The 20,831-nt window shown below is 41.6% G+C and carries 17 protein-coding genes; 14 read left to right on the forward strand and 3 right to left on the reverse strand.

Annotated features, from left to right (window positions below; translation table 11 throughout):
- The first annotated feature begins 11 nt into the window (after positions 1-11).
- The 9 genes from DWW10_RS12285 to DWW10_RS12325 all read left to right on the forward strand — a co-directional run bounded on the left by DWW10_RS12285 (position 12) and on the right by DWW10_RS12325 (position 11,481).
- On the forward strand, positions 12-407 hold the full coding sequence (locus tag DWW10_RS12285; protein ID WP_022391463.1) for a DUF3244 domain-containing protein: 396 nt from the start codon (positions 12-14) through the stop codon (positions 405-407).
- Between the two features lie 39 nt (positions 408-446).
- A complete protein-coding gene (locus DWW10_RS12290) occupies positions 447-1,997 on the forward strand; it encodes a vitamin K epoxide reductase family protein (protein WP_118421701.1) in 1,551 nt (516 codons plus the stop codon).
- 467 nt (positions 1,998-2,464) lie between these two features.
- A complete protein-coding gene (locus DWW10_RS12295) occupies positions 2,465-3,967 on the forward strand; it encodes a tetratricopeptide repeat protein (RefSeq protein ID WP_147350471.1) in 1,503 nt (500 codons plus the stop codon).
- A gap of 130 nt (positions 3,968-4,097) precedes the next feature.
- Positions 4,098-4,490 carry a DUF3244 domain-containing protein gene (locus DWW10_RS12300; RefSeq protein ID WP_022391459.1) on the forward strand — a complete coding sequence of 131 codons (393 nt, stop codon included), beginning with the start codon at positions 4,098-4,100 and terminating at the stop codon, positions 4,488-4,490.
- Between the two features lie 19 nt (positions 4,491-4,509).
- Positions 4,510-6,036 carry a cysteine peptidase family C39 domain-containing protein gene (locus DWW10_RS12305; protein ID WP_022391458.1) on the forward strand — a complete coding sequence of 509 codons (1,527 nt, stop codon included), beginning with the start codon at positions 4,510-4,512 and terminating at the stop codon, positions 6,034-6,036.
- Positions 6,037-6,126: 90 nt separating this feature from the next.
- A complete protein-coding gene (locus DWW10_RS12310; RefSeq protein WP_022391457.1) occupies positions 6,127-6,351 on the forward strand; it encodes a hypothetical protein in 225 nt (74 codons plus the stop codon).
- A gap of 195 nt (positions 6,352-6,546) precedes the next feature.
- Positions 6,547-7,782 carry a TlpA family protein disulfide reductase gene (locus tag DWW10_RS12315; RefSeq protein ID WP_022391456.1) on the forward strand — a complete coding sequence of 412 codons (1,236 nt, stop codon included), beginning with the start codon at positions 6,547-6,549 and terminating at the stop codon, positions 7,780-7,782.
- A 179-nt stretch (positions 7,783-7,961) separates the two neighbouring features.
- Positions 7,962-10,148: a peptidase domain-containing ABC transporter gene (locus tag DWW10_RS12320; protein ID WP_022391455.1), complete on the forward strand. Its 2,187-nt coding sequence runs from the start codon at positions 7,962-7,964 to the stop codon at positions 10,146-10,148.
- Positions 10,149-10,182: 34 nt separating this feature from the next.
- Complete coding sequence (locus tag DWW10_RS12325; RefSeq protein WP_022391454.1) at positions 10,183-11,481, forward strand: HlyD family secretion protein; 1,299 nt, start codon at positions 10,183-10,185, stop codon at positions 11,479-11,481.
- 8 nt (positions 11,482-11,489) lie between these two features.
- Here the strand turns inward: DWW10_RS12325 and DWW10_RS12330 are convergent, their stop codons facing one another.
- Complete coding sequence (locus DWW10_RS12330) at positions 11,490-12,659, reverse strand: DUF418 domain-containing protein (RefSeq protein ID WP_007661991.1); 1,170 nt, start codon at positions 12,657-12,659, stop codon at positions 11,490-11,492.
- A 163-nt stretch (positions 12,660-12,822) separates the two neighbouring features.
- On the opposite strand from DWW10_RS12330, the gene DWW10_RS12335 reads away from it, so the two are divergent.
- Positions 12,823-13,701, forward strand: a complete 879-nt coding sequence (locus DWW10_RS12335; RefSeq protein ID WP_007661990.1) for a PepSY-like domain-containing protein — start codon at positions 12,823-12,825, stop codon at positions 13,699-13,701.
- Positions 13,702-13,771: 70 nt separating this feature from the next.
- Here the strand turns inward: DWW10_RS12335 and DWW10_RS12340 are convergent, their stop codons facing one another.
- Both DWW10_RS12340 and DWW10_RS12345 read right to left on the reverse strand, forming a co-directional pair.
- Positions 13,772-15,850 (reverse strand): TlpA family protein disulfide reductase, encoded by a 2,079-nt coding sequence (locus tag DWW10_RS12340; RefSeq protein WP_022391453.1) that lies wholly within the window; start codon positions 15,848-15,850, stop codon positions 13,772-13,774.
- 22 nt (positions 15,851-15,872) lie between these two features.
- Positions 15,873-17,246 (reverse strand): aminopeptidase P family protein, encoded by a 1,374-nt coding sequence (locus DWW10_RS12345; RefSeq protein WP_007661988.1) that lies wholly within the window; start codon positions 17,244-17,246, stop codon positions 15,873-15,875.
- A gap of 312 nt (positions 17,247-17,558) precedes the next feature.
- Between DWW10_RS12345 and rpoN the strand changes: the two genes are divergently transcribed.
- From rpoN to purE, 4 genes are all read left to right on the forward strand, one after another.
- Positions 17,559-19,049 (forward strand): RNA polymerase factor sigma-54, encoded by a 1,491-nt coding sequence (gene rpoN, locus DWW10_RS12350; RefSeq protein WP_007661987.1) that lies wholly within the window; start codon positions 17,559-17,561, stop codon positions 19,047-19,049.
- Positions 19,050-19,108: 59 nt separating this feature from the next.
- Positions 19,109-19,777: a membrane protein gene (locus DWW10_RS12355; protein WP_007661986.1), complete on the forward strand. Its 669-nt coding sequence runs from the start codon at positions 19,109-19,111 to the stop codon at positions 19,775-19,777.
- Positions 19,778-19,858: 81 nt separating this feature from the next.
- The gene (gene gcvH, locus DWW10_RS12360) at positions 19,859-20,239 is read left to right on the forward strand and encodes a glycine cleavage system protein GcvH (protein ID WP_118421741.1); all 381 of its coding nucleotides are present in this window, start codon (positions 19,859-19,861) and stop codon (positions 20,237-20,239) included.
- Positions 20,240-20,316: 77 nt separating this feature from the next.
- The gene (purE, locus tag DWW10_RS12365; RefSeq protein WP_118216376.1) at positions 20,317-20,826 is read left to right on the forward strand and encodes a 5-(carboxyamino)imidazole ribonucleotide mutase; all 510 of its coding nucleotides are present in this window, start codon (positions 20,317-20,319) and stop codon (positions 20,824-20,826) included.
- The last annotated feature ends 5 nt before the right edge of the window (positions 20,827-20,831 follow it).

The following is a 20,831-nucleotide window of genomic DNA, read 5'->3' on the forward strand; positions in this document are numbered from 1 at the left end:
AAGTATATCTTATGAAAAAGTTATTATTTGTATTTTTCGTGTTAACTGTAGTATTGGGCAGCACTTCATTGCAAGCCCAGGATCGTTTTTCATTTGCTGGTGATGATGAAAGGGAAATCCCCTTAGATCCATCAGGGCCTATAGAAGGTGGTCCGATTACCCGGAGCATCATCATCCAGCCCGCCAGTGCCTATGTCGATAGTGATATAGTCACCGTAGTTTTCAACAAGGATTTGCCTTCTGCAAGTATTACCATTACAAATGTTTCTACAGGAGCAGTCGTTTATTCTGAGACTTATTCCATGCCTACACTTATTACAATCAATGTAAGTGCAGAAAATTCCGGAGAATATCAGATAGAGATTGTATCAGATGAAATTCGCTTAAGCGGATACTTTACTCTCTAACAAAGAACCTAACCTAAACTTTAACTATAAATTTAGACTATGCTGGGAGATGATTATGCCACCAGTGAAGTAGTCCATCACTTTTTACGGTCATTGACCGTAAAAGTGAGCAGGACTACTATATGCCGTCTGCTCGACAATCCGTTGGGCAACACCATGCAAGGTATTAGTGACGCTTTAGATGCACTTCATGTAAAGAACGTAGTTTACCAACTTCAACCCCAATATCTGGAGAAGCTGCACGGCCCGTTCATTACCCAATTGGAAACAAGCCATTCTACATTCTGTCTTGTTGAAAAGATAGAACAGGATCGGCTCATTATCACTACTTCCGAAGTCAGCCACATGCCCATAAGTAGAAAATTATTTATTCACCAATGGACAGGAGTTGTCCTGTTGGGTGAAACCACTCGGGAAACCATCTGTGAATCTCATTGCCTGATCAAAAATATTAATTATATGTGTCGGCAACACAGAATACTAATTGCCGGGATCATATCTGTCCTCTTAGTTTTTTCTTCAATCTGGAGCAGAAATTATCCCCCCGGATTACCACTCTATCTCTCTGCATTAACTTGCGGTATTCTCATTTCTACTATAATCCTATACAAAGAAATGGTAGACCATCATTTTCTACACCGTTTCTGCCATATAGGTAAAGTTATAGATTGCAATGAAGTACTCAAATCCAAGGGTGCAAGTATTGCAGGAATAGGAATTGGAGAGCTATCGTGGATGTATTTCACCACTATGTTCTTCTTCACAGCCGTCTGTCCCGAAGAGTTTCATTTTTTGGCTGCCCTGTCTGTTTTCATAGCAATTGCATTTACGCTATACTCTATTATATATCAGATATTCTTTATTTATAAAGCCTGTCTATTTTGTATGCTCACCACCTTCTCGGTCTGGCTGACAGCAGCATCGCTTTATATCATACGGAATAACTTTGAATGGAGATTTTCCATCCGGATTCTCTTTTCTATGATTGCAGTCAGCGTTATCTGCCTGATATTCTGGATACAGGCAAAAGCACTTGTTTCTTCAGACAAGGAGAAGCGTTTCATGAAGGTCAAATTATCCGGTCTACTCAATCCAATCACTTTCCAGAAGCTACTGGCGTTAAAGCCTAAAGTCAGAACGATGATCCATCCTGATATAGCTTTACACAATTCTGCCGATCATACAAAAGACAGACTGATGGTAGTTGTGAATCCCAACTGCAAGGCATGCGCCAAAGTTCACCACCACATTCGGGAGATCTCAGCGGATATATCCATCTCATTAGTCATATACACCAATGATCGTCTGGGAGCACATATTGCACAGACAATTCTCTCCGCCTATCTCTCCGAAGGTTGGGAAAAGGCTACTTATTTACTGGAGGAATGGTTCGAGATTCAGGAAATACCGGGTGTAGAGAAATACTACATCAATGACGTTGCACAGCTACTTTGGAGACAGCAACAAGAATATTGTGAGCGAAATAATATCAGTCATACACCAGCGGTTATTGTCAACGGACACTATATGCCAAGCGTTTATCAATTGGCCGAATTGAAGTATTTATTAGTATCCTCGGATAACAGATAAGAAGCAAATAGAAGCTTTATAAAGAAAGTATTCTCCCTTTATAGAGAATCTTTTCTCAATATGGTGAGAGTTTCTTCTCAATATGATGAGAATAAACTCTTAATTATGTGAGAAAAGATTCTCAACGTGTTGAGAAAGATAAGAAGAAAGAGAACTCAAAAAACATACAGTTGCCTTGGTAATATTTCTCAAAAGAGATACCTTTGTATACTACTAACCAAATACTCATCAAAATGAAGCAGGGCATTTATGTTACAATATGGCTAATAAGTTTTCTTTTACTAAACTCATGTACACGACAGCACAATCACAATATACTGTTAGTACAAGCAGATTCGCTAATGGAAGAATATCCGGACAGTGCGCTACGTATTCTGGAAAGTGTAGAACCGCAACAACTGAAAGTACAGGCGGACAAAGCTTACTATGCCCTGCTACTGACTCAAGCAAGGGATAAAAACTACATTGTGCAGACAGATGATTCGCTGATACGGATTGCTATAAAGCATTACGATTCTGCAGAAAACATCCCGATGCAGGCTAAAGCCTATTATTATAAAGGATGTATATATAGAGATGCAAATCGCTGTGGAGATGCTATCAAAGAATTTCTGACAGCCATTCCATTAGCTCAAAAAACAGAAAACCAAAGGCTCTTAGGGTTAATCTATAACAATGCAGGATATTTATACTATCTGCAAGATTTGCTGGAAGAAGCAGATTCCATCTATCAATTAGCCGAAAAATTGGCAATACAGAGAAACGACACAAGCCTTTGGGCGGAAGCACTGTCATTCCAAGGAAAGATTAATATAGAGAGAGGAATACCATACTATCCTAAAGCGGAAGAAAAACTATTGAAGGCATTTGAAATGACAAGTGCCCCAAGCTATAAACGGGTACAAGCAGGCATAGCTGCCGCGCTCAGTTCATTATACAATAGTATGGAATTTAATAAAAAAGCAATTCAATATGCCCAACTCAATATATCGTTACGAAGTGACACAGCGCAGCGTTACAGAGCTTTTTTGCTTTTAGGCGACGCTTATTTTAAAGCCGGACAATATGATTCCGCTACTATATATATCAATAAAAGCCTATTGAGCACAGGATATGGCACCAAAGCCAGCGCTTATATGCGTCTGGCAGAGATAGCCAAAGCACAAGGAGATTTAGACAGATCACTGGCGCTGGCAGAGAAGCATTCGCTCTATCTGGATAGCCTCCACTTGTCAAAACAGAGTAACGATATTCTTATTGCAGAGAAAAAAGTAGTAAAACAACAATATTCCAACACCATAGAACGTCAAAACAGTAAACTGCATATTGTAATAACAGTAAGCATCCTACTCGTCTGCATCGCCGGAGTAATTTATGTTAAATTAAAAAGCAATCAACGGAAGACACGTACTATAGAGCAAAAACAAGCTCTTTTAGAGAAAGAACAACAAGAATTACAACAGAAGTATAGGCAACTTAAAAATAAACTCAACCAAAAAGAAACCGAGATTACCTGCCTGCAAAAAGAAATTAATCAGCAGCATGGCAATGAAGAGAAAAAGAAAAAGCTTCAACAAGAACTTGATATTTTAACGAAAGAACGAAATGCATTGGCAAAAGAAGCCCTTGAACATTCTGAGGTTTACTCAAAAATAGAAAGGATTATCAATTCTTATAAAAAAGATGATGAGTCAGAAGAACAGTTGAACGATGACGACTGGCAGCGTTTCATTGCCGAAACCGATGTACGTTGGGATAAAGCCATTACCCGACTGAGAACCCAGTCTGAATTGGAAAAAGAAGAAGTACACCTGTGTTGTCTGCTTTTGACTGATTTTCCGGTTGCCAACTTAGAATATATAGTAAGGCAAACGCGAAATACGATCTACAGGAAAGAAAAAGAAATTCTAAAAAAGGCAGGCTGTCCGCCCGGCATAAACAAGCTAAAAGAATTTCTTAAAAACTATTAAATCAGACGTTTTTAAGGGGAATATACGCGTAAAATGCATCACACAAAGCGAAATGATACACTTTTGATACACTCTATCAGGATAAAACCCCGCTATATTTGTAGCAAACAATATCTAATAAACGTAAAATATGAAAAAGCTATTATTCCTTTTAATCGCATTTTTTGCTTGGGGAGCTTCCGTATATGCCCAAGACTTCGTTAAAGGTCTGGAAATTATTCTTTATGGGGATATCAAAAAAGATCATAATGTAGACCCGGAAGATGCTCCTAAAACGCGTAGCATCATTCTCCAGCCTGTACATGCCTACCTATATAATAAGGTAGTATCCGTATCTTTTGAAGAGGTGACATCAACAGTTACTATCAAGATTACTAAGGAATCTACCGGCGAAACTGTTTATTCACAAGAATATATGAATCCGACAGTAGTCTCTATTGACTTAAATATGCAAGATTCAGATACATACCATATCGAAATTATTTCAGATGAGACCTATTTAAAAGGTGAATTTATACTTTAAGTATTAAAAGAGAAACATTATGTTGGAAGTTGATAACACCGGTAAAGTACTCTACCACTATTTACATGCATTACACGTAAAAGTGAGTAAAACGACCGTATACCGTTTGCTCGACACACCGTTAGGCAACAGCATGCGGGGCATCAGTGATGCACTGGACTCACTCCACATCAACAATGCGGCATATCAACTTCCCAAAGAATTTCTAGATGAATTGGAAGCTCCATGTATTGTCATCATGAATGATAACGATTCCCCCTTTTGCCTGATTGAAAAAATAGAAGAAACGCATATCACCCTATCCCACAGCCAACGCCTGAGAGTAAGCAAACAGCAGTTCTTACAGAAATGGACAGGCAGTGTATTAGTGGGAGAAGTAACGGAAAGTACCATTCAGGAGAAGAACTGCAAGCTGAAAGATATAGCGATGTGGATTCAACAACACCAACTATTGTTAGCCGGTATCATTGCCATTCTATTGATATTATACAGCACAAAGCGTAATTACTCAACAGGAATATCACCCTATTTGCTTACATTATGCATAGGGGTCCTTGTATCTTCCGCAATACTATATAAAGAAACTGTCAACAGTAGGTTCTTGCATCGTTTCTGTCATATTGGCAAAATGATTGATTGCAATGAAGTTCTACATTCCAAAGGTTCTCATATCATAGGAATGGGGTTGGGAGAACTATCGCTACTCTACTTCAGTGTTTTATTGTTATTCGCCCTTATCTGTCCGTATGAATTTTACGGCATTAGCGTAACATGCAATATTATCGCAATAGGATTTACATTCTATTCTGTAATCTATCAGCTATTCATTATTCGCAAAGGATGTATGCTCTGCATGCTTATTAATCTGACTGTATGGAGCAGTTGCGTAACACTTTATATTCTACAAGGACAATTCAATAGGGAATTTTCACTCTCTGCCATGCTCTCTTTTATAGCAATCGCCTGTATTTGTTTAGCCGGGTGGTTACAAATCAGAGCCCTATTAAAGGTAAAAGAAGAAAGGAAGCAGTTAAAAGTACAATTTTCAAAACTATTGAATCCTGATAGCTTTCAGAAGCTATTGTTTGCAGAAACTCAGATTGAAGCAATGGTCAATAAAGAAATAGCATTGCATAACCAGATTTTGAGCACAACACAGTTGATGATTGTAACGAATCCCAACTGCAAGAATTGCGCCAGAATGCATTCGCACATCAAAGAAATTGCCTCCAATGTTTCTATATCATTAGTACTCCTAACTTTTCCTAAAGACGGGATTGGAGAGAAAGTAGCCAAAACTATTATCGCAACTTACCGTACAGACGGATGGGAGCAAGCAATAACAGCATTGGAAGAATGGTACAAAAACCATAATATAAAAGAAGTTGACAAATATGCTATCACTGTAGAAGAACAAAGGATATGGAAACAACAGCAAATCTATTGTTCGCAACAACATATCAGTCAAACGCCTTCTATAATTATTGACGGATATTACGTACCGGAATTCTATCAATTAAAAGAGTTGAAATATGTATTGACATAAAGATATTGTTTTGCAAAACAGAAGTCAATAGGGTGATACTTTAAGCTTCCCACAATTAATTTTGTTTCCTTACATTAAATTCTAAAAGATATGAAAACTTTAAAGAATTTTGAAGCGTTCAAATTGAACAAGGTTCAAATGAATGCTATTGCCGGCGGTGCACATTGCCACATCACAATTATTAACGAAGATGGGAGTGCGACCTATATTAATGCACCCTATCCAAGTACAATGAGTAAAGATCAGGCTTACCAAGAAATGCACAATAAATATGACGACATGTGGGGAGCAGGAAATGTTATCATAAACTGCTAATATGCATCGCAGCTATTCAGGGAGTTTCTGATTTTGTGCTATTTGTAGGAACAAATATATATAACAAATCAGAAACTCCCTGAATAGTTGCGATGCATTCCGGACTTTAGTATTTAGATACTACCAACATCATCTGTTCTAATCGGGAAATAGGTAATATCTTCCGATTAGAACAGACAAAAAAACAATTTAACTATGAAACATATATTATTTGAAATACTACTACTTGCAGGAATCAGTTGTTCTCTTCTCCCTCAACTACCCAAAGGGAAAAATATACAGATAACAATGGAATTGGCCCCCTCAATCACCTCGCAGGAGCAATGGGTATACATACACCATTATATTGACAATGAACATTTGATAGCAGATTCTGCTTTTATCCAAAAAGGTCAGAAAAAAGTTGTTCTTTATGCCTATACTGATGAAGAAGAAAATTTTAGTATTCTATTCTCAAAAAAAGGTCCCATAGATATGTATTTAACACTATCCCCTAACAGTTATGTAGAAACGAATATTTCCGAAAATGATGGAATGAGAGCTATTAAAAAAGTAAAAGGTTCTATTTCTACCAATGAATATATTGAAAATTCAATCAATTCTTCCCGTTTAAATGCAAAAAAAAGAGACTTATACGCCCAGCTATCTATGCCAGGATTATCAGATACAGATAATAAAAGAATAACAACCCAAATAAACAAAGTAGATGCCCAATTGGATTCTATAAAAATGAATGTGATTCAATATTCATACTCTCCCCGCAACGTAGAGCAAACTTTAAGATATTTCGAAAAAAAGGTTAGTAGAGACTCACTTATCACATTATGCAATATAGCGACAAAGAAGTTTCCAGACGACACTGGGATTAAGCGTATTCTCCGCCCTGTGAGAATCCCGCCCGAAACAGAAGAAAGCAAGAGAGTTGATGCGCACATTCAGAGCATAATAAATGCGAGGATAAAAGAAGATATAAAATTAAAACAATCCTCAAAACAAGTAGAAGCCACCAAAGACATCACCGAAATTAATTTACTATCCAACAATGGAGAGAAAGTTTCTATTTGTCAATTAACCGGGAAATATATCCTTATAGATTTTTGGGCAAGCTGGTGTATTCCATGCTTGGAAGGAATGCCCTATATCAGGCAAGCCCAAAAAGGTTTCGGAGAAAAACTGACTGTATGCTTGATTTCAATTGATAAAAAACATGAAGATTGGAAGAAGGCCATCACAAACAACAATCTAAATGAATTTATAAATTTGATAGCTACTGACTCTGAAGGGAATATGGATACAAAGGTAGAAGGTTTAAATATAAGAGCCATTCCATATAATTATTTATTAGATGAAAATCATAAAGTTATAGCAACCAATCTGCACCAAAAAGAATTATTAGAAAAATTGGATGAATTAATCAAGAAAAAAGAGTGAAACTCTTCTCTCCTTATGGAACATAAGTGTATTTGATATGCTGAAGCACCCAAATTACTGAGACAACTAAACATACAAACAATTCCTGCAAACTTCTTGCTGGATAAGGAAAAACGCATCGTTGCCAAAGATCTGCGAGGAGAACAGCTCATACAAACATTGGATAGCCTTATGAAACAATGAAAACACTCCCCCACTACACCCAGCATGACGCCATGGACTGCGGCCCCACCTGCCTCCGCATGGTAGCCGCTTTCTATGGTAAGCATTATTCGCTGGAAGGGTTGAGGGAAAAATCATTCATCACCCGTGAAGGGGTATCCATGCTTGGTATCAGCGAAGCGGCAGAAAAGATTGGTTTTCGTAGTATCTGCGTACAAGTGGGGTATGAAAAGTTACAGGAAGCTCCTCTACCCTGCATCATACACTGGAACCAGCAACACTTTGTCGTGGTATATAAACTCAACGACAGGTATGTTTGGGTGGCCGATCCCGGTGCGGGAAAGCTGAAATACACCAAAGAAGAATTCTGCAATTGCTGGCTGAGTTCCCGAAAGAACGAAGAAGACACAGGAGTGGCGTTATTGCTGGAACCCACCCCCGAATTTTATACGACAGAGGACGAGGGAGACGAAGTGAACCGCAAAGGCTTTAGTTTCCTCTACTCCTATCTCCGCCCGTATCGGGGGCTGGTGGGACAACTCCTTTTAGGTCTGCTACTGGGTAGCATGATACAACTCATGTTACCTTTCCTCACACAATCGGTAGTAGACTTTGGTATCAACAACCAGAATCTCGGTTTTATCTATCTGGTACTGATTGCCCAGTTGATGCTGTCTTTCAGCAGCAGCGCCGTAGATTTCATACGGGGCTGGATTTTGCTACATCTGGGCACACGCATCAACATCGCCCTCATATCCGACTTCCTCATCAAAATGATGAAGATGCCTATCAACTACTTCGACAGCAAAATGACAGGAGACATCCTGCAACGCATCAACGACCACAAACGCATACAGGATTTCCTGACGGGAAGCAGCCTCAGCGTCATCTTTTCCATATTCAATATTATCATCTTCGGCATTGTACTGCTGGTGTACAGTGGCATGATATTCCTTATCTTCATGGGAGGAAGCGCCCTGTACGTCGCATACGTCTGGCTATTCATGAAGAAGCGCGCCGAACTGGACCACAAGCGTTTCGCCCAACAAAGTGCCAACCAAAGTACGGTAGTGCAATTGGTGAACGGTATGCAAGAGATAAAACTCAGTGCCTGCGAACAACAGAAACGCTGGGAATGGGAGCGAATACAAGCAAAGCTATTCAAAGTAAACATTAAAAGCCTTGCCTTGCGGCAGTATCAGGATTCGGGAGCGGTGCTGATTAATCAAAGCAAGAACTTGCTGATTACCGCACTCGTAGCGAGCCTGGTAGTGAAAGGGGAAATGACACTGGGTATGATGCTGTCCGTGCAATACATCATCGGACAGTTGAACAGTCCGGTAAATGAGCTCATCGCTTTTGCCCGCGATATGCAGGACGCACGGCTCAGCATGGACCGCCTCAGCGAAGTGCGCGACAAACCGGATGAGGAAGACCCCACCCGTGAATTGCTGCGGGAAATACCGGAAGGGAAAGAAATAAGACTCCAAAACCTTAACTTCAAATATGATCCGCTAAGCGAATACCCGACGCTGGACGACATCAACCTAGTGATTCCGCCGGGCAAGCAAACGGCCATCGTGGGTATGAGCGGAAGCGGAAAGACAACACTCGTTAAACTACTGTTAGGATTCTACCCGCCCGCAAGCGGCGATATCTTCATCGGGGATACTCCACTGGGAAGTTACAGTATTCGCGAGTGGCGCAAGCGGTGCGGCGTAGTAATGCAGGATGGTTTCATCTTCTCCGACAGTATTGCCGGTAACATTGCACCCGGAGTAGAGCATATCGACAAGAAACGTCTGCGCCATGCTGCTGAAGTGGCAAATATACACGATTTCATAGAAGAATTGCCTTTAGCATACAATACTAAGATAGGACAGGAAGGGCACGGATTAAGTCAGGGACAGAAACAACGCATACTCATAGCCCGCGCCGTGTACAAAGACCCGGAATTCATCTTCTTCGACGAAGCAACCAATGCACTGGATGCCAACAACGAACGCACTATCATGAACAACCTGCAAACCTTCTTCAAAGGCAGGACATCCGTAGTGGTAGCCCACCGGTTGAGCACCGTAAGGAATGCGGAACAAATCATCGTCATAGAACAGGGCAGGATAGCAGAGACCGGAACGCATGAAGCGCTGATTGCTCTGGAAGGAAGATATTACAAGCTGGTGAAGAACCAATTGGAACTTTAATAAGTGGAGAGTTGAAAATGGAGAGTTGAGAGTTATGAAGAAACAAGAAGAAAAGGACATAGAATTGAGGTGTGAGGAGGTGCAGGAGATATTGACGCGACCGCCACACGCATTGATCAGGTGGGGAATAACCGTATTCTTCGGGGTATTGGCACTGCTTTTCATCGGCGGCTCTTTCTTCAAATACCCGGATATAGTAAGTGCCGGAATCACCATCACCACAGAGCATCCGCCCGTATGGATCGTGGCAAGAGGAAGTGGAAAAATTCAGGAGGTATATCGAAAAGACCGTGAAACCATAAAAGCAGGAGATATCATAGCTGTACTGGAGAATCCTGCCATCACTGCCCATGTATTGGAACTGAAAGAAAGGATTACTTCTTTCATTCTGACGGATAGTTGTATCTGCCAAACCGTGTTTCCAGAGAAACCGGAACTCGGAAACATTCAGAATGCTTATGCCTCTTTCATCAAATGCTTGACAGATTATCGTAATTTTCTGTCGATAGACCTCTACGCCCAGAAAGAGCAGGCCGCCTGCAAAGAACTGCAAGAGTATCAGAAGTACATCCGGCATCTGAATAAACAAGCAGAACTTGATGAAGAACAGGTACAGATAGCTTCCGCTACCCATAGCCGGGAAAAGAAACTCTTCGACAAAGGATTAATATCGAAAGCTGATTATGAAGAAGCACAACAAACCTATCTGAATCGCAGGCAAGGGAGAGAGCAACTAATGACTTCACTTTCATCTGCCAGAATACAAGAGGCGCAATTACAACAGAATATTGTAGAAATCCGTATGGAACGTAATCGGGAAGCCAATACAATAAGCACTTCGTTAAAATCAGCCCTCAATGATTTACAGGTAAGCATCAGCGATTGGGAGTTGGGATATCTCTTTACCAGCCCTGCCGGTGGTATATTATCTTACAATAATATCTGGCAGAAGAACCAGAATGTCAATGCGGGAGATAAAGTGTTCTCTATTGTAGCCTCTACTCCCGGTGACATTATAGGAAAAATAAAATTACCCGTCAGCGGATCAGGCAAAGTATGCCCCGGACAAAGAGTGAATATCAGTGTGACAGGGTATCCATACATGGAATTCGGCTTCCTCACCGGAGAAGTGCTGTCTGTTTCACTATTAGCAAGTGAGGACAATATGTATACTGTCACGGTAGGTCTGCCACAGAACTTATGCACCTCATATGGCAAGCAGTTGGACTTTAAAGGAGAACTTTCCGGCACAGCAGAGGTCATGACAGACGAACGGAGCGTAACTGCACGTCTACTCAGTCCGCTCCGCTATCTGTGGGAAAAATATCTATAAAAAATCCTTTATTTCAACCAAGTCGCTCGTTTCCACAAGTATTCCAGCGGACCGTGTGCATGACGGCTCATCCACCAACGGCAGAAAGCAAGCTGCACGATGAAGAGCACTACTCCTACCAGGAAGCTGGCTGTTATACCCAACTGAGAGTGAAGTGCAAGACCCCAATTATAGAACAACAACGAACCGATAATACTCTGAGTAATATAATTTGTAAGACTCATCTTACCGTAAGGAGTAATCTTCATCAACCAGTCATGCAGATTTGTCCGATAGAAAGCAAAGATAACACCCGACACCAATATCAGCATAAATGCAAATTTGGACAAGGAAGTTATGATTAGTAACAAAGGAGTAAGAATAGACTTACTAACGATGAAACCCGGCAACATATTACCCAATCCATATAGGGGGAAGAAAGCGATAAGAGCGCCACAAAGTACCTTATTCCAGAATTTCAGATTTTCCTTCAGGAAAAGTCCCCGACGTCCTATCAGCAAGCCGAACAGGAAAAGAGCGGCAGTCTGGAATACACGTCCGTGATCCCAAGCCCATGCAAGACTGGCAATCTGCCCTTCCCATAAATTCACACGCAGAGTTTCAAGGAAAGTGCCGTGACTCTGCACTTGAAAAGCAGCTCCCCAGTAACTACCTGTCGGAATAGAGGGAGTCACAAAAGAAGGATCTATGCAGGCACATATCACATAATAAAGTGGTAATGGTTGTATCAAAAGTACACATGCCAGAATAAACAACCATTTATCTTTCAGCCTGCAGGTAAGTGGTAAGATGAATCCGACTAACGAATAGAGCACCAATACTTCGGCCGTGAAAAAAGCTGCATTTATATTACCAAGAATGAACAATAAGATCAATCGCCAGCAAAAACGCAAACGAAAATCATTGCCACGCATACGCTGGTTATTATCCTGGATGAAGAAACTAAAACCAAAAAGTAAAGCAAACACAGCGTAAGCCTTTCCTCCGAACATGAAAAAGAGTCCGTCCCAAATGGCTTTATCAGAAAAGTTAAGCCATGCACTTTGAGTACTTGTATCAGGAAATGAATAGAAATTAAAGTGTTCGATGGAGTGTAATACAATGATGCCCATAACGGCGAGTCCACGCAGCACGTCAGCTACGTCAATACGGGTGTGTGTTTCCAATTTCTGTACCATAATCAGTATAAATTCATTAGCAATCTGCTCTTTTTAATGTTAAAATCGCAAATATAGAATTTATTATCCACTTTTGGAGGCAAATTCCCAATTTCTTCCAGAATTGCCCGTCATCTTTGCAATAAAATCAACAATAATCAGAAACTCTAAAAAATAAGTAACTATGAAATTGAAAATGTATTTAGCCCTATTAGTTATGGGGATGTTAAGCCTACAAAGCTGCAGTGATGACGATGACGATCTCCCAAGTTCTAAAGTTCCCGAAGCTGTACGCACGGCATTCGATAGTAGTTTTTCTAACACCGCTAACCTGAGTTGGGAAACAAAAACTGTCTCGCAAGAGCAATATTACAAAGCTGAATTCAATAACAAGAGTGACAACGGATATAAAACAGAAGCTTGGTACAAGGCAGATGGTTCGTGGCATATGACGGAGACAGAAATGCCATATAGTGCCATTCCACAAGCAGTAAGGACCTCCTTTGAGAGCAGTGAATACGCCACTTGGCAAAAAGATAATGAAGTGGAACGCATTGAACGTGCAGGAACCGAAAAAGAGGTTATCTACATCATAGAAGTGGAATCTGCACAGGATATAGATATGGACTTACATTATTCAGCAGACGGAATTCTTATTAAAGCCGTAAATGATGACGGTAACGGCAATAATGAATCATTGCTGCCGGATGCTCCATCCAATATGGTTACTGCCGTAACAGAACTTATACAGAAGAATTATCCTAACGCCCGTATTATTGAGATTGAGCAAGAGAAAGGAATGATTGAAGTGGACATCATACACGAAAATCAAAGTAAAGAAGTATTGCTTAGTACAAACTATGAATGGATTTCCACCTCATGGGATGTATATGTACTTCCAGTAAAAGTAACAGATGCCATTAAAGCGTCACAATATAGCGGCTATGTAGTAGATGATGCCGAATATTTTGAAACTCCTGCCGGGAACTACTACTGGATAGAGCTGGAGCAAGGCGAAAAGGAAGTGAAAGTTAAGATCAACGAAGACGGACAGTTTATCTGATAACACCGATTAGATAATAAACGAAAAGGGGCAGCCATAGCTACCCCTTTTCGTTTATTAGAGTATATGATCAGTCAATGGAAGAATTTAATGCTTTCAGTAATTCACCCTTCACCGCATCCGTTCCCGGAAAACCGACCGACCGATAAGTTTGTTTTCCTTCACGGTCGAGTACCAGATAGGTAGGTACACCACGAACCTCAAATTTATTGCAGATAGCCGCCCATTGTGCATTGGTAAGTCGATAATGTTCACCATGAATATCGGGTATCATATTATTCCATGTTGTCTCCGGAGAATTTTCACCGGCAATAAAGACATACACGATATCCTTATCTATCAGTTCTTCCTTCATGGGCTTCATCATCTTCATTGCCATCTTACAAGGACCACACCAGGTAGCCCAGAAATCAACAAGCACCACTTTACCTTTGAAAGGAGCGACCATAGCTTCAAACAGTTCATCATCTTTAACGTCTGCAGCCAAAGTACGAACCGTGAAACCACGTTTACTCTTATTCTCTTCTATCCTCCGAAGCAGTTCCGTATTCATTGCGGTCAACCGGTTCAGAAAATAGGAATTTTCAATTGCATGCAACGCAGCAAAATCATCTTCAGATAAAGGTGTAAAATCTTCCAGTTTCGAAACACATTGCATGGCTTTCTGTACATCATAATAGATACCTTGGCTACCAATCAGTTCTTCAACCGCTTTTCGGTTAGCTTCCATTCCTTGTCTACCAAATTCCTGAAAAAGAGCATCATATCTATTCCTCAGTTCTTTCATTACCGAAGAATCATACGATGACGGATTATCGCGATATTTCTTCATCGTCTCCTTATCTTTAGGGGCCACTTTAGGGGAATTGAGTAAATAATCAAAGATGTCACCTCGCTTTACAGACGGCAAGCTTATATACCCGGTATTAACTACCCTGGAAGGATAATTAAAACAATACACAGACTTGGGTGAATTGATATAACCAAATTCACTTAGAAAATCGAAATAGTCATTTGATGGTTCAGGAGAACGATACTCTTTACTTGCATCACGCACAGACAGCCCCTTTTGCTGAGCATAAGCCTGCAATAGCTGATAATCATATCCACATAACAACCCATACAATGCATCTTTATTCAGCACCGTCAACAGTTCCGCATAAGCCTTACTTATCTTCTTATTAGCGTGGATCGCCTTGTCTGCTTCCTCATACTTCTGCATACAATATGCCTTGTACTGGTCCGGATTCATGTCATACAAGTCTTTCAGCTCAACAGAACAAAGAGGAATCTCTAATCCGGAATTCATCTCCGTATTCAATCCGGCATTCAGTCCTTCAAAATAAACCTTCTTCCCTTCAGGTTTCGCATCTTTCCGCAAACGACTGGAAGCACGCGTCATCTCACGAAGATTTACAGTAATCTTGGTTTCGCCACCTGGAGACAATAAAAAAGAAATAACAGAGCCACCCACACTTAAATAGGCCACAGAAGGATGTGAAACAGGCATTTCCGTATGAAAATTTCCTGCTTCATCCAACTTTAACTCTGTATTCTTTTGGCCATAAGCAGATAAAAAATCAGCTGAATGTAGTTCGACTTTCATGCGAAATGAAGGCTTATAATCCAGAATACGCCCACTGATGATAGCGGTTCCCTCTTTGATTTCAGGCATCGGCAAAGCAACAGCAGTCGCTTTGCCGGCTTTCCCTAAGTCTTTAGGCAATTGGAGTTTGGGCAACTTCCCGATCAGGCTGATACCAAAAAGATTAAAGTCTCTTTCACCTTCACCTTCCACAAAATCAAACGACTTTACAGATGCCGGCAGAGGTGGAAATATCAAAGAAAAAGTAGCCTCACCCGACTCAGGCATCCAAAATTCCTGGCCCAACTCTATGCCTACTCCCTGCCGCACCTGGTAACGTTCACCATTATCTGCAACCAGACAAGTAGCAGGAGCAATACGTATCCAGTTCTTTGGAATAAATTTTGCATCCACATCAACCACGGTAGCTGTATCCGACAAATGAATAGCAGCTATCTCAATGGTTTCCGTTGCCTTTGCTATAAACGGAGGCCGATTAATCGTCTTTTGTGCATGCAATACACTCCAGGACAAAAGACAAAATAAGAATAGTAGTTTTTTCATTAGACTCATTCTTAAATTGATACTATCGCAACGCTTCCACCTCTTCCGGAGTCAACGGTATCTTCTTGCCTAAGCGGCGGGCACCGGTTTCTGTAATAAGATAATCTTCTTCATTGCGGATACCGCCGAAGTCACGATATTCTTCCACTTTGTCATAATTGATAAAGTCTGTGAATTTCTTTCCTTCTTTCCACATGTCAATCAATTCAGGAATAAAGTAGATACCCGGCTCAACAGTATGTACAAAGCCCGGTTCCAAAGGAATAGCAAGGCGTTGAGACTTACGTCCGAACTGTGTGCTCTTGGGTTGACCGTCATACCCTACCCACACTTCTCCCAAGTTTTCCATATCATGCACGTCCAGTCCCATCATGTGTCCCAGACCGTGAGGATAGAACAATGCATGAGCACCTTCGCGCACTGCATCATCTGCATTTCCTTTCATCAGGCCCAGTCCTTTCAAACCTTCTACCATTACGCGGGCAGATAAGTCGTACACTTCCATATAAGGGATACCCGGACGGAGAGCCTTTACAGATTCCAGATGCATAGCATTCTGAATTTCGTAAACGGCACGTTGTTTTGAAGTAAACGTTTTATCGGCAGGTACAGTAGACGACATGTCACCGCAATAACCCGACGGAAGTTCCGCACCGGCGTCGATCAGGAACAAGTCACCCGATTTAATTTTATTACCATGATAATGATTATGCAAAGTCTGTCCGTTGATTGTGGCAATCGTAGGGAAAGAAAGTTCGCAATTATTCATTTCGGCTACACGGTTCATCTCTGCCACAACTTCATATTCGTACATACCCGGCCGAATCACTTCCATCGCCTTGATATGCATGTCGGCAGTCACATCACATGCTTTTTCTATTTCTGCAATCTCTTCAGCAGATTTATAATTACGCTGTGCCACCACCGCACGGATAAACGGTACGGAACCTTCCTGGCGTGCAGGCGGAACACCCAGCCAATCCATGAGTTTCAACTTATGTTCGGGACGGTAAGGCGGAAGATAATGTACCGTCTGCCCCTTTTGTACGGCTTTGTGCAGATAGCTGATAATTCCGGCAGAAGGAAGTGTCTCCCGAATACCTACCCGTTCGCTCTTCTCTTTCAGAGTTGGCTGTGTGCCCATCCACACAATATGGTCGATAGTCAGTTCGTCCCCGAAAATGATTTCTTTGTTCTCATCGATGTCAATGATAGCGGAAAGTCCGGCAAACGACAAGCCGAAATAGTAGAGAAAGGTAGAATCCTGACGATAACGGAAAGCATTATCTTCATAATTCAGTCCTTGTTCGTCATTTCCCAAGAATAGTAACACTCCGGAGCCAACATTTTTTTTCAGCAGGGCTCTGCGCTGCACATAAGTTTCTTTATCAAACATAACGTTGCAATTTTTTAAGTTGATACGCACAAAGATAATGCAAACCAAAAGCAGCACAAAATAAGCTTGCTTATTTTTTAATGCTGATGTGCAGCTTATCTTCGCTTTTAACGAAGATAATGTAAATTAGGCGCCAAACTTTCATGCTTGCATGAAAAACTTATACCGAGAACATTTCGCGTTCCCGAACTATTCACTATTTTTGCAAAAAGTGCGAAGATAAGCTGCGCCTCGGCATAAAAAATGAACTCGTTCATTTTATTCTGTCTTGGTTTGCATTATCTTTGTGGCGAGTAAAAGAAAAGAATAAGTATGGCACAAGGTTCCAGACAAGTACAAACTCAAGCGCAGCAACAGGTACAGACACTGTCGCCCCAGCAGATTCTGGTAGTGAAGCTACTGGAATTGCCCGCTGTAGAACTGGAAGACCGTATACATGCGGAACTTCTGGAAAATCCGGCTCTGGAAGAAGGAAAGGAAGATACGGCAAGTGACGACTTTTCTGAAAATTCCGATACGGGAGGTTCCGCAGAAGACAACGGAGCCAATGAATATGATTCATTAAGCGACTATCTGAGCGAAGACGATATCCCCGACTACAAATTGCAGGAAAACAACCGTAGCAAAGGTGAACAGGCTGAAGAAATACCTTTCTCCGATGCTACTTCTTTTTACGAAACTCTGAAGGAGCAACTAAGCGAACGTGACCTGACCGAGCATCAGCGTGAACTGGCGGAATATCTGATCGGATCATTGGATGACGACGGCCTGCTACGTAAGTCTCTGGATAGCATCTGTGATGAACTTGCCATCTACGCCGGCATCGAATGCACCCAGGAGGAATTGGAAGAAGCACTGAAGATTATCCAGGACTTTGACCCCGCCGGACTTGGCGCACGCAACCTGCAAGAATGCCTGCTCATTCAGATTCATCGCAAGATAGAACAACAGCACTTCACCCCGAACCCTCTACTTTATATAGAAGAAGCGATCATCTCCGAATGTTACGAAGAATTCACCCGTAAGCATTGGGACAAGATACAGCAGAAGCTCGGACTGGAAGAAGACGCTTTTGAACAGGCTATCAAAGAGATCTGCAAACTCAATCCGCGTCCGGGTGCCTCCCTGGGTGAAGCCATCGGCCGGAACATGCAACAGATCATCCCCGACTTCATTGTAGATACATACGACGACGGTACCATCAATCTGGCTCTGAACAACCGGAACGTTCCGGAACTGCGTATGAGCCGCGACTTCACCGAGATGGTGGAAGAACATACCAAAAACAGGGCTAACCAGTCGAAAGAGTCGAAAGAAGCCATGATGTTCCTGAAGCAGAAAATGGATGCAGCACAAGGCTTTATCGATGCCGTGAAGCAACGTCAGAATACATTAATGACTACTATGCAAGCCATTATCGACCTGCAACGTCCGTTCTTCCTCGAAGGAGACGAATCATTGTTGCGTCCTATGATATTGAAAGATGTTGCCGAACGTACCGGACTGGACATTTCAACCATTTCCCGCGTCAGCAACAGCAAATATGTACAAACCAATTACGGCATCTATTCACTGAAATTTTTCTTCAATGACGGATATGTCACCGAGGACGGTGAAGAAATGTCTGTACGCGAGATTCGTAAGATATTGAAGGAATGCATTGACAATGAAGATAAAAAGAAACCTTATACGGATGATGAACTGACGGATATACTGAAAGAAAAGGGATATCCGATAGCACGCCGCACGGTAGCCAAATACAGGCAACAGTTGAACATACCGGTGGCAAGACTGAGAAAGTAATTATAAAATGATAAGGTGGTAAATGATTAATGAATCCAATTGTAAAATTATAAATTAAAATGGTTGAAGAACAACATATTGTGGCAGACAGGAGCTTAATCCGGACAGCCCGGGTGATATCGGCTATATTCACGCCGTTTTCCATCCCGTTCCTGGCGTTTCTGATTCTGTTCCTTTTCTCATACCTGCGCATCATGCCTATACAGTATAAGCTGATTGTGCTGGGAGTAGTGTACTGCTTCACCATTCTTATGCCTACACTCACCATCTTCCTGTTTCGTAAGATCAACGGCTTCAGTCCCGAAGACTTGGGAGAACGTAAACGGCGTTTTATGCCGTTCCTGCTTACTATTACTTCATACGTATTCTGTCTGGTGATGATGCATCGCCTGAATATCCCCTGGTACATGACAGGTATTATTCTTGCCGCATTGATCATGATGGTTATCTGTATTGTTGTCAATCTGAAATGGAAGTTAAGCGAGCATATGGCAGGTGTAGGGGCTATTGTAGGAGGATTGGTATCTTTCAGTGCCTTGTTCGGATACAATCCGGTATGGTGGCTATGTTTGTTCATCCTGATTGCAGGTGTCCTGGGCACAGCACGTATTATTTTACAGCATCATACATTGGGAGAGGTGCTGGTAGGTTTTGCCGTAGGATTGATTTGCTCCTTATTGGTGCTTCATCCCCTGAGTAATATCCTGTTCCGTATTTTCCTCTTCTAAGAGAAGTAAAAAGGGCTCACATTGTAATTTATAATTAGTAATTTGTAATTATATAAGTATTAACCTTTAAAAATAATGATCATGAATTTCCCAGAAAATGTAAAGTACACCAAAGAACACGAGTGGATACGCCTTGAAGGCGATGTAGCTTATGTAGGTATCACCGATTACGCTCAGGAACAATTGGGCGATATCGTATTCGTAGATATCCAGGCAGAGGGTGAAACATTGGCAGCCGACGAAGTATTCGGAACCATTGAAGTAGTAAAAACCATTTCGGATCTTTTCTTGCCCGTAGGCGGAGAAATCCTGGAGCAAAACGAGGCTCTTGCCGACCAACCGGAACTGGTAAACAAAGATCCGTACGGCGAAGGCTGGCTCATCAAAATGAAACCGGATGCTGATGCAGACTTCGATTCATTGCTGGATGCTGATGCCTACAAAGCGTTGATTAATGATTAACTATTAGTGATTAGTGATTAGCAAATTGATATAAGCTTGCTAATCACTAATCACTAAACACTAATAACTAAATAATTATGTCTCCATTAGTAAGCATCATCATGGGCAGCACCTCCGACCTTCCTGTTATGGAAAAGGCCGCTCAACTGCTGAATGATTTACATGTACCGTTCGAAATGAACGCTCTTTCTGCACACCGCACTCCGGAAGCAGTAGAGAATTTTGCAAAGAACGCCCGCGGACGCGGCGTTAAAGTGATAATCGCTGCTGCCGGCATGGCCGCCGCTCTGCCCGGAGTCATCGCTGCCAACACAACACTGCCTGTTATCGGAGTTCCCGTTAAAGGTTCTGTGCTGGATGGCGTAGACGCTCTCTACTCTATCATTCAGATGCCTCCCGGAATCCCTGTAGCCACAGTTGCTATCAATGGTGCCATGAATGCTGCCATTCTTGCTATACAAATGCTAGCTTTGAGCGATGCCGATCTCGCTGAAACTTTTGCAGCCTACAAAGAAGGACTGAAAAAGAAAATCGTAAAGGCGAACGAGGAACTGAAAGAAGTAAAGTACGAGTATAAAACGAATTAAAAAGG

The organism is Bacteroides intestinalis (genome assembly GCF_003464595.1).
GTDB lineage: Bacteria > Bacteroidota > Bacteroidia > Bacteroidales > Bacteroidaceae > Bacteroides > Bacteroides intestinalis_A.

Excerpts from the sequence above, each read along its gene's own strand:
- purE (WP_118216376.1), top strand. The coding sequence starts at position 20,317 with ATGTCTCCATTAGTAAGCATCATCATGGGCAGCACCTCCGACCTTCCT.
- rpoN (WP_007661987.1), top strand. The coding sequence starts at position 17,559 with ATGGCACAAGGTTCCAGACAAGTACAAACTCAAGCGCAGCAACAGGTA.
- DWW10_RS12345 (WP_007661988.1), bottom strand. The coding sequence starts at position 17,246 with ATGTTTGATAAAGAAACTTATGTGCAGCGCAGAGCCCTGCTGAAAAAA.
- DWW10_RS12330 (WP_007661991.1), bottom strand. The coding sequence starts at position 12,659 with ATGGTACAGAAATTGGAAACACACACCCGTATTGACGTAGCTGACGTG.
- gcvH (WP_118421741.1), top strand. The coding sequence starts at position 19,859 with ATGAATTTCCCAGAAAATGTAAAGTACACCAAAGAACACGAGTGGATA.
- DWW10_RS12315 (WP_022391456.1), top strand. The coding sequence starts at position 6,547 with ATGAAACATATATTATTTGAAATACTACTACTTGCAGGAATCAGTTGT.
- DWW10_RS12285 (WP_022391463.1), top strand. The coding sequence starts at position 12 with ATGAAAAAGTTATTATTTGTATTTTTCGTGTTAACTGTAGTATTGGGC.
- DWW10_RS12310 (WP_022391457.1), top strand. The coding sequence starts at position 6,127 with ATGAAAACTTTAAAGAATTTTGAAGCGTTCAAATTGAACAAGGTTCAA.
- DWW10_RS12355 (WP_007661986.1), top strand. The coding sequence starts at position 19,109 with ATGGTTGAAGAACAACATATTGTGGCAGACAGGAGCTTAATCCGGACA.
- DWW10_RS12300 (WP_022391459.1), top strand. The coding sequence starts at position 4,098 with ATGAAAAAGCTATTATTCCTTTTAATCGCATTTTTTGCTTGGGGAGCT.
- DWW10_RS12305 (WP_022391458.1), top strand. The coding sequence starts at position 4,510 with ATGTTGGAAGTTGATAACACCGGTAAAGTACTCTACCACTATTTACAT.
- DWW10_RS12325 (WP_022391454.1), top strand. The coding sequence starts at position 10,183 with ATGAAGAAACAAGAAGAAAAGGACATAGAATTGAGGTGTGAGGAGGTG.
- DWW10_RS12320 (WP_022391455.1), top strand. The coding sequence starts at position 7,962 with ATGAAAACACTCCCCCACTACACCCAGCATGACGCCATGGACTGCGGC.
- DWW10_RS12290 (WP_118421701.1), top strand. The coding sequence starts at position 447 with ATGCTGGGAGATGATTATGCCACCAGTGAAGTAGTCCATCACTTTTTA.
- DWW10_RS12340 (WP_022391453.1), bottom strand. The coding sequence starts at position 15,850 with ATGAAAAAACTACTATTCTTATTTTGTCTTTTGTCCTGGAGTGTATTG.
- DWW10_RS12335 (WP_007661990.1), top strand. The coding sequence starts at position 12,823 with ATGAAATTGAAAATGTATTTAGCCCTATTAGTTATGGGGATGTTAAGC.